Annotated in this window: 12 protein-coding genes; 5 read left to right on the top strand and 7 right to left on the bottom strand. The window is 31.1% G+C overall.

Features of this window, described 5'->3' with window-relative positions:
• Positions 1–33: 33 nt before the first annotated feature.
• Together D3P13_RS04560 and D3P13_RS04565 are read right to left on the bottom strand one after the other, a co-directional pair.
• Complete coding sequence (locus D3P13_RS04560; protein WP_157972828.1) at positions 34–831, bottom strand: DUF695 domain-containing protein; 798 nt, start codon at positions 829–831, stop codon at positions 34–36.
• A gap of 115 nt (positions 832–946) precedes the next feature.
• A complete protein-coding gene (locus D3P13_RS04565; RefSeq protein WP_117880087.1) occupies positions 947–1870 on the bottom strand; it encodes a DUF6845 domain-containing protein in 924 nt (307 codons plus the stop codon).
• Positions 1871–2034: 164 nt separating this feature from the next.
• On the opposite strand from D3P13_RS04565, the gene D3P13_RS04570 reads away from it, so the two are divergent.
• Together D3P13_RS04570 and D3P13_RS04575 are read left to right on the top strand one after the other, a co-directional pair.
• Positions 2035–4776: a TonB-dependent receptor domain-containing protein gene (locus D3P13_RS04570; RefSeq protein WP_117880088.1), complete on the top strand. Its 2742-nt coding sequence runs from the start codon at positions 2035–2037 to the stop codon at positions 4774–4776.
• A gap of 26 nt (positions 4777–4802) precedes the next feature.
• Entirely contained in the window at positions 4803–6809 is a 2007-nt protein-coding gene (locus D3P13_RS04575; RefSeq protein ID WP_117880089.1) for a DUF5689 domain-containing protein, read from the top strand.
• Between the two features lie 129 nt (positions 6810–6938).
• On the opposite strand, the gene D3P13_RS04580 is transcribed toward D3P13_RS04575, so the two are convergent.
• Positions 6939–7586 (bottom strand): hypothetical protein, encoded by a 648-nt coding sequence (locus D3P13_RS04580; protein WP_117880090.1) that lies wholly within the window; start codon positions 7584–7586, stop codon positions 6939–6941.
• A 153-nt stretch (positions 7587–7739) separates the two neighbouring features.
• On the opposite strand from D3P13_RS04580, the gene D3P13_RS04585 reads away from it, so the two are divergent.
• Positions 7740–8228, top strand: coding sequence for a GyrI-like domain-containing protein (locus D3P13_RS04585; RefSeq protein ID WP_117880091.1), 489 nt, complete (start codon positions 7740–7742; stop codon positions 8226–8228).
• A 90-nt stretch (positions 8229–8318) separates the two neighbouring features.
• Positions 8319–8957, top strand: a complete 639-nt coding sequence (locus D3P13_RS04590) for a peroxiredoxin (RefSeq protein ID WP_117880092.1) — start codon at positions 8319–8321, stop codon at positions 8955–8957.
• A gap of 25 nt (positions 8958–8982) precedes the next feature.
• Here D3P13_RS04590 and D3P13_RS04595 read toward each other — a convergent pair whose 3' ends face one another.
• Positions 8983–9945, bottom strand: coding sequence for an endonuclease/exonuclease/phosphatase family protein (locus tag D3P13_RS04595; RefSeq protein ID WP_117880093.1), 963 nt, complete (start codon positions 9943–9945; stop codon positions 8983–8985).
• A gap of 234 nt (positions 9946–10179) precedes the next feature.
• Here D3P13_RS04595 and hflX point away from each other — a divergent pair, with 234 nt between their 5' ends.
• Positions 10180–11394, top strand: coding sequence for a GTPase HflX (gene hflX / locus D3P13_RS04600; protein WP_117880094.1), 1215 nt, complete (start codon positions 10180–10182; stop codon positions 11392–11394).
• A 50-nt stretch (positions 11395–11444) separates the two neighbouring features.
• Here hflX and D3P13_RS04605 read toward each other — a convergent pair whose 3' ends face one another.
• The 3 genes from D3P13_RS04605 to D3P13_RS04615 form a co-directional block, all read right to left on the bottom strand.
• Positions 11445–12308 (bottom strand): hypothetical protein, encoded by an 864-nt coding sequence (locus D3P13_RS04605; protein ID WP_117880095.1) that lies wholly within the window; start codon positions 12306–12308, stop codon positions 11445–11447.
• A 16-nt stretch (positions 12309–12324) separates the two neighbouring features.
• The gene (locus D3P13_RS04610; protein WP_117880096.1) at positions 12325–12843 is read right to left on the bottom strand and encodes a hypothetical protein; all 519 of its coding nucleotides are present in this window, start codon (positions 12841–12843) and stop codon (positions 12325–12327) included.
• A 103-nt stretch (positions 12844–12946) separates the two neighbouring features.
• Positions 12947–14188 (bottom strand): leucine-rich repeat domain-containing protein, encoded by a 1242-nt coding sequence (locus D3P13_RS04615; RefSeq protein ID WP_117880097.1) that lies wholly within the window; start codon positions 14186–14188, stop codon positions 12947–12949.
• Between the last annotated feature and the right edge of the window lie 11 nt (positions 14189–14199).

Raw genomic sequence — 14199 nt, forward strand, 5'->3', positions numbered from 1 at the left:
TTTAAGCACCTAGTATCATTAACTATTATAAGTTCACTCAATTGCCCAACCATCGTAATAACCAATATTAGTTAAGGCAAATGATTTTAATGCTTTGGTCAATTCCGCTAAAAACGAGGGGTACAACGCATCTTCTCGGTGTATTTGCAACTCATAAGGAAAGTCATTGTTTTCATCAAATTTTAAAGAATCAACTTTGAAATCAATCGTTTTAATTTTTTCTAAAAACCGCTCTCTATTTTTATCCCTTTTAAAATAAAAATAATGATTTATTTTACGTTTTTGAGTAAGGTCTACACCTTCTAAAAACAATTGACTTAATAGATCTTGACTCATAAAAAAGCTATCAGATACATCTTTAGGGTAAAGTACTTCCTTATAATACTGCCATTTTTTATCTCGGTTAATAACCAAATAATTTTTAGAATCAGTGAATTTGTTTTTATATAACGAATCAATTTTATTTCTAAGGTTGATCGTATCTTTTACATAATACACATCAAAACCTGTACATTGATAAGTCAATATACCTACCAACCTATTTTTTTTAGATGATTTATTAATTTCATTAGCTACAGCATCTGAATAGTCATAAATTTCTTCTAGACCTTCGGCATTTGGCATACCGTTTTTAAAACATTTACTTGTTCTTTTTCCAACCAATACAAGATTTTTATAATTGGGCTTACCCAACATATATTTGTAATTGACGGTTACTGACATTATACCCTTTTCCTTTTCAATAACATAGTTGCCCCAATCATCTTGAGCATAACTTGATAAAAAAACGCATAGCAATAGAAAAATACTTGTGGATATTTTTTTTCTCATATAAATGGTTTGATTTCCTCCCTTAATCAATCATCAAAAATGATGCCTTTTTAAAATAAAAATCCTGCAAAGTATCAAAATACTTTGCAGGATAAATATAAACATTGTTTTTTATTTAAACGAACCTATTGTAATAAGTAATAAGGCTTTTATAATCACGACCTATACTTTCAGCTTCACGATCAGTAATTTTACCATCCCTCTTACATTTTCTAACCTCTCCTAAATATTCTTCAATTTCTTCATAGAAATTTTTATAATTACTGGTTTTACTATGCTCTTCTAATAATTCAGGTGTTAAATCTTTATGCTTAGTATAATTCGCTTCTAATTCGTCATATTTAGCGTTTAAAGCATCAACATCAATTTCTTCAGCGTAAACTATATCAACTATTTCTTCAGCAATACCTATATCTGTTTTTGAAGCAATAATACTTTCTTTTAATGGATGGTCTTTTAATAGTTCAATTTCTGCTTGATTAGAAATTGGTCTTAAGATTTTATAGGCTTCTGTACGTTTATTATAAAAAGCTTCAATATTAGTCTTAATAAGATCTACGTATTCTTTTCCTTTAGCCCAATCATCATCTTTAAAATCTTCGTTACTATAATAGTCCTTAAACTTTTTATAAGCTTCATGTGTGTTTTCAAATGCCTCTGCTGTAGCTTTTACACTATTTGTCAATTCTTCTTTAACTTCAGAAGGTAGGTTGTTACCAGGCTTTAATAAAAAAATACCGTCTCTTTCTCTATTAATATCAGGAACCGAACCAATAAAAGCATGAGCTAAAAATAATGTTGGCTTTTTCTTTTGAGTTACCATGTTACTCATTTTTTCATAATCATCACCCGCTTTAGTAATTTTGTCACCAGCATCATTCATATAGTCTACCATCGCATTATTATAAGCAATAACACTATTGGCACCACCAGACCCCATATCACTTACGGCATCTAATGCACTACTGGCTTTATCTCCTAATTTTCCACAACTTACTACTATTAGTGCTGCTAATACAAATACAATTTTGAATTTCATGAATTACTGTTTTTAAAGATTAATTAATAATGTCCTATATATATTTTCTTAATAGACCATTTATGCAAAAATATGTAAAAAATTAACGCATTTACTAAAGATAAATTGTCTTTTTAGGAGAACTTATTAAAATTTCGTAACTTTTAAATCTCTTATAATAGGATATGAGTAGATTTTCGCTAACACTTGCTCTTTATTTATTTACCTATACTTGTGTCTTTTCCCAAGAAACAGGCTCAGTAAAAGGGGTATTAATAAACTATGAAAATCAAAATCCTATTGAAAACGTTTCAGTCACCATTAAAGGAATAAAAATCTCTAATGTTTCTGATCTAAATGGAAAATTTATACTACCAAACATACCTGTTGGAGATTATCTTATTGAGATAGTTAGTGAGCATTATGAAAACCAAAACTACCCTATTACCATTACTAAGGGTGAAATACTTGATTTAAGTGTAATTTATTTATATCCAACAGATTTTATTTTTGACAATTCTGATCAAATCTTTTGGAATGATGATAACCACTATGAAAATAACCTAACCTATTATTCAAACTCAAAAGATGTTTTTCTAAAACGGGTTGGTTTCGATTTTAGTCCTACATTTTTCAACTTTCGCGGATATAACGCCAGTCAATCTATAATAATATTAAATGGTGTAGATATAACCAACTTATACAATAATAGGCCACTATGGAATACTTTTAGTGGTTTAAATGATATTTCAAGAAATAGAGCATCCATTTTAGGCCTCTCTTATTCCAAACAAAATTTTGGCGGAATTTCTGGCGTAACATCAATTGATACAGATGCATCTAAAATGCGACCAGGGCTTCGTATTTCGAGTTCATTTTCAAATAAAAATTACGTTGGCAGTACCATGGCAACCTATAATTCTGGGGTGCAAAAAAATGGATTAGCATATAGTCTTTCTGCATCAAGAAGATGGGGAAACGAAGGGTATATTAATGCCACTTTATATGATGCTTTTAGTCTTTTTGGCACAGTATCATATAATATAAATGAAGCACACAGTATAAGTGCTACTGCGATCTATGCTCCTAGTAGAAAAGGACAAACCACAGCTATTACCCAACGTACTTTTAATGAATTTGGTAATAGTTATAATCCTTATTGGGGATGGCAGGAAGGAGAAAAACGAAATTCAAGTATTTCAAAATTTGATGCACCCCTCTTTATACTTGGTTATCGTTTTAAAAATGATAATTGGGCATTTTCTACTACGCTCTCTTATCAATCAATAGACCAAAAAAATAGCCGATTAGATTATACAGATGCCCCAAATCCCTATCCCAATTATTGGAAATATTTACCTGAAATTAAAGACAATCCACAAATTGATTGGTTAAACCTATATGAAACCAATTTAAACATAACCAATATTTCAGACGGTGGTTCTGCCCGATATTTAATCTATGATAACATAAAAAAGGATAATGTTTTTAGTGTAAACTCAAGATTAAATAAGAAATTAAATGACCATCTAAATTTGGATATCGGACTCTCATTTAAAAATAGTAATTCAACTAATTATGCCTCTCCAAAAGATTTATTAGGTGCTCAATTTTATGTTGATGCAAATCCGTTTACAATTGTTAATGGTAATTCTTCAAAAAATGACCTTTTAGGCAAAGAAAACAAAGGTTTAAATGAGAAAATTAAGTACGATTTTTATTTACGAGCATCTCAAGCTGCTGCATTTACCCAATTACAATATAAAACTGAGCATACTGAATTTTTTATAGCCGCCAACTATACTAGAAAAGATTTTCAACGTGAAGGTAAATTTTTAAACCAGGCTTACGAAGATAATTCTTTAGGCAAAAGTGAAAAATTAAACTTTGATGATTATGCTTTCAAAGCTGGGATTACATATCAATTTACTCCAAATCATTATTTTCAACTTAATACCGCTTATGTAACTAAAGCACCTACAATTCAAAATGCATTTATAAATAGTAGAGAAAATAACGCCATTGTGCCTAATCTAATTTCAGAGAAAATTACATCAGCAGATGCGTCTTATCTCATCAATACTCCAAAATTACAATCTCGATTAACTGGCTATTTTACTGATTTTAAAGATGGGATTACAGTCAACTCTTTTTTTGCTGAAATAGGAACAGGAGCCGATTTTTTTCAAGAGGTAATTACAGGTATTGACAAACGACATTTGGGTTTAGAATTAGGATTAGAGTATCAAATCAACTCTAATTTTAGTAGTTCTTTGGTGGCAGCATTAGGTCAACATACCTATACAAATAATGCTAATGTAGCCGTAAACTATGATACCGCCGGACTCAGCGAAGATATTATTAACAATACGAGTTTTATAGATCTAGGAGAAACCTATCTAAAAAATTACAAAGTAGCTAATGGTCCACAACAAGCCTTTTCTGTAGGTTTATTTTATAAAAATTCTAAAAATTGGTGGCTCAATGGGTCAGCAAATTATTTTTCGAATGGATATTTAGATATTTCAGCAATAACAAGAACGGATGCCTTTTTTAATAACCCTAATGACTACGGTCAGCCTTATCAGAATATTGATTTTGATTTAGCAAGAACGTTATTACAACAAAAAAAATTTAGTAGTTATTCAATTATCAATCTGTCTGGTGGAAAATTATGGCAATACAAAAATATCAATCTAAAACTGGTAGCTAGCATTCACAATTTATTTGACGTAAACTATATTTCTGGAGGCTATGAACAATCACGAACCGCAAATTATGCTTCTTTGGTAGCAGATACAGCTAATGGTTCAGCCCAACGTAATTTCGGACCAAAATACTGGTATGGTTTCGGACGCACCTATTTTATAAACTTGGCCATCAGCTTTAAAAAAACGAAAAATGAACATTTTCTAAAAAAAGATTAATAACACTGTAGTTAAAACTTTTAAAAATGAAGACAATCTATAAATCTGTATTCTTTATCTTCCTTGCCCTAGTTTCATGTGTACAAGATGATGATTATAATATTCCAACTATTAATGATTGTGATGAATCTGATTTAACTCCAACAAAAACAATTGAAGAAATATATAATTTAACAACAAGTATTACCTCACAATATACAGATGCTGATGTTATTGAAGCTTATATAACTTCTAACGACCAATCAGGTAATTTTTATAATGAATTACACTTTCAAACACTAGATGGAAGTCGTGGATTCAGTATTCCTGTTGATGTAGTCGATTTGTACACCATTTTTAATCCCGGCAGAAAAGTTTCCATAAACCTTAAAAACACCTATACACAATTAAATTTTGAGAGCTTAGAAATTGGTAATTTATATGTTGATGAACGCACCAAAGAAGAATCTATCGGTAAAATTACGGCTGCAAACTTTCAAAATTTATTGATAAAAACTTGTGATATAATTGATGAAGAACAACTCGTTAATAAAATAACACTTAGTGAAATTACGGATGCCCATCTAAATACGTTAATAGAGCTGAAGGATGTTCAATTTGAAGACGCAGCCCTTGGTAAAACTTTATATGATATAAATACTGATGTTGGTGGTGGCACCAATTATATAATCGAAGACATTTCAAATTCGTCAATTTCATTTAGAACAAGTGCCTTTGCAAATTTTGGATCAACGCAAGTTCCAAACGGTAATGGATCTATAAGAGGTGTTTTAACTAAGTTTAGTAATACCTATCAAATCTTGATAAGAGATATTGACGATGTGCAACTTAATAATGAAAGAAAACGCATAGGTTTTGCTGAAAGTATTGGTGGAATTAAAACAAATATAATTGATGTTCGAGATTTATTCACAGGTACCGATTCTAAAATTACCGATGACATTTATATTGAAGGTATAATTACCATGTCTGGAATTGATGAAAATAATATGTCAGATCGCAATGCTTTTATTCAAGATGAGTCTGGAGCCATTGCGTTACGAATGTCATCAGCAAGCTCATTACGCAGTGGTTATCAGGTCAAAATTAACTTAAAAGATGCTGTTCTTGGCAGTTTAAGAGGATTGTTACAAGCGAATACTGTTCAATATAAACAGGTTTTATTTGTTGCTGATAATGTAGCTCTACCAGATCCAAATATCATTACAATAGAAGAGCTTAATACGGGGAATTACGAAGCTCAACTGGTGAGTCTTGATAATGTACAATTTGAAGAGGAAGAGGGAACGTATAAAGGTAGTATACCGTTAACCGATTGTAAAAAAACAGTAGATGTTTTAACCATTTCTACAGCGTCATTTGCCAATGAAGAATATCCAAATGGTAATGAAACAATTGTTGGAATAGCCTCAACATATACAGATCCTATACTATTGCTTAAAAATTTAGAGGGCACCGTAAATATGACGGGGTCTAGATGTGTACCTACAGGAGATATCACCAATAAAGTTTTTATTTCAGAAATAGCAGATCCAGATAATAATGTGAATGCTCGTTTTATAGAAATTTATAATGCAGATTCCAAATCCATCGACCTAACCGCATGGACGCTCAATAGATATACCAATGAAAGCAATACTGTTTCATCATCTATGGACCTTACTGGAATAACCCTTGAAGTAGGACAAGCCTTTGTAATAGCAGTAAATGATGTTGAATTTGAAGCTGTTTATGGTTTTGCCCCAGATATGGATGGCATAAGCACTGGGCCAGCAGGTTCTAATGGAGATGACAACATTACTCTTGTTGATCCTAACGGAACTATTATTGATATTTTTGGAAGAATAGGTGAAGATGGCTCGAGTACCAACCATGAATTTGAAGACGGTAGGGCATTTCGTAATGCTTCCATAACACAAGGAAATCCAGTATATACATTCAGCGAATGGCAACTATGGAATGATACGGGTGCAGAAGGCACAACTAAATCGCCACAAAATGCACCAGGAGATTTTACCCCGGGTATTCGGTAAATAATTTAAGTATGAACAGCCCTATTAAAGGTCTTAATCTTCTTATATAATGAACACAGACCGAATAGAATTTCGAAGCTTCGGGACCAAAAAAATTAAAATAATGACTTTTATATGTTTTGTTAGGTACTAATTTAATTCATAAATCCACCTTTTTTTTAAAGTTAAAGAATCAGAACCAATTACCTTTACTCTTCCTAATGAATGCTTTAAATCCCAAATATATGGTCCAGTACTCACTTTATACCTGTCAATAGCCTTGTTATAAAATAAAGTATCAATACGGTTTAATTTTAGAAAGTTCGAAAAATCAGATGTAATAATAATTCTTACAGATTCAGAAGGCACAATTTCGTCGCAACCATAAAAAGAGTCTTTTGTAATAATTCCACTACTGTCAACTTTTAAAAGATTGAAAACTTTTGGGACTATCCTTACAGAATCGCCATTTAAAACTCTAAGGCGAAATTCAACATTTTTTGCAGTATTCTCACCAATGTTTTTAATTTTAAACTGAGAAAAAATATTATCATAATTTTCTAATTTAGTAAGTCCTAACTCATGAACTTGAATTTCAACTTTATCATAATATTTTAAAACCAATGGCATTGTGAATAATAATTGTACGAAACTTATTACCAATGCCAATATTGATAAAATTAGTGAAAAATTTGTTCTTTTACTCTTACTACTAATTCTCTGATCTTCGTTATTTACACTTTTTTGGTTTTTCTGAAATTTCTTTTTTTCTTTCTTTCGATTTTTCTTCTTGTTCATATATAATTGAGCATAATATATGTATTAGTCCATTGTTATTATATCTGCAAGTTATTATTATTTTTAACAAATAGCGTAATAATTTATACTAGATTTTAACATTTTCTTTTGGTGTAAAAATCATATTTTTACTCAAAACTTATACTTTACATTATGCAGCAACCAAAAATTATAAACATACAAGACAGAAAGCTTATTGGTCTATCACTACAAACTTTCTTAGCAGAAAATAAAGCCTTTGAATTATGGAAAGCCTTTAAACCCCGTGTAAAAGAAATAAATAATAGAGTACATACAGGTTATTATTCAATACAGGTTTATAATGACGATTTTGATATACGGCAATTTACTCCCAATATCATTTTTGAAAAATGGGCCGCCACAGAGGTATCCGATTTTGATGATATCCCAGAAAGTTTAAAAGATTTTACCTTACCTGGAGGAGACTATGCTGTTTTTATTCATAAAGGTACACCCCAAGAATTCCCAAAAACAGCAGGTTATATTTATGGAGAATGGTTGCCAAATTCAAACTATGAATTGGATAACCGACCACACTTTGAATACATCCCCGAAAACAATAAACCCAATGACCCTAATGCCGAAGAAGAAGTTTGGATACCTATTAAATTGAAAGCCTAAAATTAATTTTAACAAATATTTAGCCTAAAAACCCTCGATTTTACCTTTAATCTACTAAATTTGTAGGATACTAAAATAAAAACAAAAATTATGGCAACTTTACGATTAGGAGATACTGCTCCAAATTTTACAGCTCAGAGCTCAATAGGTGAATTGAATTTACACGAATATTTGGGAGATAGTTGGGGAATATTATTTTCTCACCCTGCAGATTTTACTCCAGTTTGTACTACAGAATTAGGTACCACAGCTAAATACAAACCTGAATTTGACAAACGCAATGTAAAAATGATTGCATTGAGCGTAGACAGTGTTGAATCGCATAAAGAATGGATAAAAGACATTAATGAAACACAGCAAACGGTAGTTAATTTTCCTATAATTGCAGATGAAGACAGAAATGTCTCTACTTTATATGACATGATTCACCCAAAGGCTGATAACAGCTTAACAGTACGTTCTGTGTTTATTATTGCACCCGATAAAACCATTAAATTGATTTTAACTTATCCTGCATCAACAGGTAGAAATTTTAAAGAATTATTGCGTGTAATTGATTCTTTACAACTTACAGCCTATCATAAAGTAGCCACTCCTGCAAACTGGGAACAAGGTGATGATGTAGTTGTAAGTCCGGCAATTGCAACTGAAGATGCAAAAAAAATATTTACAAAAGGTGTTACCGAAATAAAACCGTATTTGAGAATGACACCTCAACCAAATTTATAAGTAAAACTTTTTACAAAAAAACCTCCTATAAACTAGGAGGTTTTTTTTTGAAAGTAACAAAGACCGGAAAATGATCGCTATACCCTCCTTGAAACCAAGGACCAATATAGGTTCTAAAGGGTCTTCCTTTATGTTTCCCCTTCCATTCTTTTAAAAATTCTTCATCAAAAACATGAGCTTCTTTAAAAGTTAATTCAGAGGCATTCATTAAATTTTTACTCAAAATTATTTGATCAAAAAGATGCCATTGCCTTCTATAGGTTAATGTGCCAAACCCCTTATCAAATATAGATTCGTAAGGATTGTAAAAATCTTCTGTTACTAAATGTTGTTTAATACTCGTATTTGTGGGGTCATCGTTAAAATCGCCCATAATAATAATATTTGGGTTTGGTGTTTCCACCTTAATTTTTTCAATAGATTGGTGAATCAATTCTGCTGCTTTTATTCTTTTATATTGTGTATCTCCATCCTCTCTCCGAGAAGGCCAATGGTTTATAAAAAAGTAAATGAGTTTACCTTCCAGTTTGCCCTTCACTAATAAAACGTCTCTGGTTTGGTCTAAAACACCGTCCAAATTATCAACCACAAGTGTAATTGGCTCAGCATGTATAAAATCAAAAACATGAGGTCTGTATAAAAAAGCCACATCAACACCCCGCTCATCAGGCGAATTAAAATGTATTATTTCATATCCTTTATGTTGCAAGGCCTCAGTACCTAATAAATCTATAATTACCTGCTTATTTTCTACTTCTGCTATTCCAATAACAGCAGGTGAAAATCCCGTTTCTTTCTCTCCAATTTGGGCAATTACCGTGCTTAATTGTTTTAATTTTCTGAGGTACCGTTTCTTATTCCATTTATTTCTACCTGTAGGTGTATAATCTCTATCCAATACGTTATCCGTATTCGAAATATCAAATAAGTTTTCAAGATTGTAAAATGCAATAGAATATAAATTGTCCTTCTCTTTGTCTTCCGTCAAAATGTAAAATTAGTATTCATCGAAAGTACAAAAAATATTGAACTGGTTTTTACTTTTCACATTTAAGCGAGAATTATTGATTTTTTGCCCAATTGAAGGCTTTTTAAAGTTGCATAGCACAGCTATGAAAGGAAAAAAAGGAAAAAAATAGGTGAAAAAGAATAATTTTATAGCGAATGGAAAAAGATAAAACCAGTTCATCATTAAGTTCGGTATTCTTCATACCTTTGTAACATGATAGAAGAAAAGAGTTTAGAGCTTGAAAAAGTTGTACTTATTGGTATAATGAATCAGGAACAAGATGCTGAAAAGTCTCAAGAATACTTAGATGAACTAGAATTTTTGACTTTTACAGCTGGAGGTGAAGTCGTAAAACGATTTACACAAAAAGTTGACACACCTAATCCCAAAACCTTTATTGGTTCTGGAAAAATGGAAGAAGTAAAGCAATTCGTTGAGGCAAATGACATTGGTGCGGTTATTTTTGATGATGAATTATCACCGGGACAACAAAGAAATATAGAGAAGATGCTGAAATGTAAAATATTAGACAGAACAGGTCTAATATTAGATATTTTCGCTCAGCGTGCCCAAACAAGTTATGCTCGTACTCAAGTTGAATTAGCTCAATACGAATACTTATTACCGCGTTTAACAGGGCTATGGACTCACCTTGAAAGACAACAAGGTGGGATTGGAATGCGTGGTCCTGGTGAAACAGAAATTGAAACAGATAGACGTATTGTAAGAGACAGAATTACTTTATTAAAGAAGAAATTAATTACCATTGATAAACAAATGGCCGTACAACGTGGCAATCGTGGAAAAATGGTACGTGTGGCCTTAGTGGGTTACACAAACGTGGGTAAATCTACTTTAATGAATGTTATCAGTAAAAGTGAAGTCTTTGCAGAAAACAAATTGTTTGCTACGTTAGATACCACAGTTAGAAAGGTAGTTATTAAAAATATTCCTTTTTTGCTGACTGACACGGTTGGGTTTATTAGAAAATTACCAACACAATTGGTAGAATCATTCAAATCGACTTTGGATGAGGTACGTGAAGCAGATTTGTTATTGCATGTAGTTGATATTTCTCATCCTAATTTTGAAGAACATATTGCTTCTGTAAATAAAATTTTAGATGAAATTAAAAGTGCGGATAAACCAAGTTTAATGATCTTTAATAAGATTGACAACTATACGTATGACACTATTGATGATGATGATTTAGTTACTGAAAAAACAACAGCACACTATAGTTTAGACGACTGGAAAAAAACCTGGATGTCTAAATTAGATGAAAATTGCATCTTTATTTCTGCTTTAAACAAAGAAAATATTGATGATTTTAAAGATAAAGTTTTTGATGCTGTAAAGAAAATACACATTGCTCGCTTTCCGTATAATGATTTTTTATATCATGAATATACTGAAGAAGAAGAGTAAATAAAAAAGCATCCTAGTCTATAGGATGCTTTTTTTTTAATGTAAAAGGTTTATTTTCCTTTTCTCATTTTTACCATTTTCTGAATCATATCATACATTTCCCGCAATTCTTTTTCACTCATATTTTGCATTTCTTCGTCTTCTTTATCGGCCAAAGCCATTTTTTTCCATTCATTAAAAGAGAGTTTACTTAGTTTATCCATGTCTTCGTCTATACTTTCCATATCCATATCTTCATCAAAAGCTTCGTTGCTAAAAAAATTAGCAGTTTCTTTTATTGGAAAATCAGGCAATTTAAAATGAGCATCAGGCACATTAATGTCAAATTGAATACTAGTTGCCTTTTTAGCTGTTGTAATTCCCATTACAGTACTTTCAATTTTTAGTGTAAAATGTTTATAAACCCATTGTTTTACACCCATAGCTTCCCAAATTTCGCATTTATAACCCATATAATCTTCTTCACCAATCATTTTACCATTTAGGTCTTTTATCATATCTCTGCCCACATCGCCGGCATCAGCGTTTGGATGAAACGCAGCAATCATATCCATAGGTAATGATCTTTGAGCTATAATTTCTTTATTATCAAAATCAACTGTAAACCATTCTCCATTATCTAATTTGTTGACAATATGCGTTTGTTTAATTTCCTCTTTTTTCTGACTAAATATTTTAGTTTTAGTGGTTTGCGTTGACTTTTCGTCTTTTAGCTCAATGGCTCCCCAATCTTTAAAGGATATCGTTTCAGTACCTGAACCAGACATAGTGCTTCCTAAAACTTTACCATTAATTGTAGATTCGTATTTTACAATACCCGATTTTATTTGATAACGTTTCAATTCTTTTTGACTGTTTCCAGTGCAACTTACCAACGTTGCACATAAGAAAATTACTAGACTTGACTTTTTCATTTTTTAAGTTTAAAGATTATAAAGGATTTGCCGTAACTTCTAATTCTGCTGTGACTTCAATATTAAAACTTGTGTCATTTTCATCTGAAGTAGTTTGCCCTGAAATACCAACAATTATACTTTTGTTGTTTTTTAATAAATCGGCCATACTGTTTAGCTTACGGACATCTGTAACTTCGAAAATAGTAGATGCATCATAAGCAGATTTTACATTAAACCCTTCTGTTTTTAAAATAATAGTGCTAGCATAAAAATCTACATCAACATAAGCTTCAGTATTTCCAGAAAAACTTATGATTTTGTAGGTTAATTTTTTAATTTTTACGTCCTTAATTTTGTTCAAATAATCATGTGTGTCATTATTGTCCATACTTAAGTCAACACTTTCGTTTATGGTTTCTTGACCTTGGTTAACGTGAGCAACAATGGTTGATTTTATTGTAGTATCAAAATCTACATCTAAGATATCGTCATCACAAGATGTAAATACGAAACAAATAAGTAAAGCGGATAAAATTTTTACAGTTGTTTTCATGATGTTTATATTTATTGTCTGCCATACAAGCAGACGGATTTTTAATGGTCTTAACTTTAAAATTAGTTAGGCTCTAAACCCTAACAGGCCCTATAGACAGTTGTTAATCAAAATAACACTGACAATTTGGAAATAATGCTTTAATTTTCTCTCTAGTTTTTATGTCAAATTTATTACCAGAAGCCTCTAGACTATATAAATTTGTAAGTTTCCCTATAGATTCTGGAAATGTAGATAGCTCATTATTTTCAATATAAAGGCTATTTAAGTTTGTGAGGTTACTAAATGAATCAGGAAGATTTACAATTTTATTGTCTGACACATAAAGAGTACCCAAACTGGTAAAGTTGCCTATAGAGCTCGGTACACTTATTAGTTGATTCTCACTTAATTTTAGTAACGTCAACTTAGAAAGATCTCCTATAGATTCAGGAAGGCTAATTAATTGATTTTTATCAAGATAAAGCTGTTCTAACTCTATCAAACCATCTATAGTTTCAGGTAATTTTTTTAATTTATTTGACGTAAGATAGAGTTCTTGTAAAGAACTTAATTTGCCTATTGATTCAGGTAATGCAGCTAATTGATTGTCCCATAAATAAAGTACATATAAATTAGTGAATTTTTCAAAGACATCAGGGAGACTTATGATTTGATTACCACCTAGATTTAGTTCATTTAATTCCGTAAGGTTACCTATGAGTTCAGGTAATTCTACTAACTTATTATTACTTAAATCAAGTGTTGTCAAATTAATTAATTTATCAATAGATTCTGGTATTACAGTAAGTTGATTCTGAGCCAAAGAAAGCTTAGCTAAATTTGTTAGGTTACCTATAGATTCTGGAATTACAGTCAATTGATTACTTATTAGAAATAAAACCTTCAGGTTTGTTAAACTTCCTATAGAAGTTGGCAATGCTACTATTTTATTACCGCCTAAAGAAAGCTCTGTTAAATTGATTAGGTTTCCAATAGATTCCGGAATTTTTGTGAGCTTACTAGAAGATATATTGATCCTTTTTAAATTAGTCAAATCACCAATAGATTCTGGAAGATTTGATAAATCACTTATAGTTACCGTGATTTCTTCTAAACTATCTAGTTGACTAAAAGTTTTTGGAAGACTTGTTATTTTACTATTGGTAATAGTAATGCTTTTGAGGTTTTTAAATTTACTTATAGATTCTGGTAAACTGGTAATTTGCTCACCTCTTAAATTCAAACTAAAAACCAGGTTCGGGGTTTTTAACGCCTCTTCAATACTGTTATAAGTCTTATCTCCTTGTCCATTAATTAATCCATTACTCATTAAAAAAAGGGCTACTATAATTAGCTTTTTCATCAATACTATTT

The organism is Aureibaculum luteum, assembly GCF_003449015.1.
Classification (GTDB): Bacteria; Bacteroidota; Bacteroidia; order Flavobacteriales; family Flavobacteriaceae; genus Aureibaculum; species Aureibaculum luteum.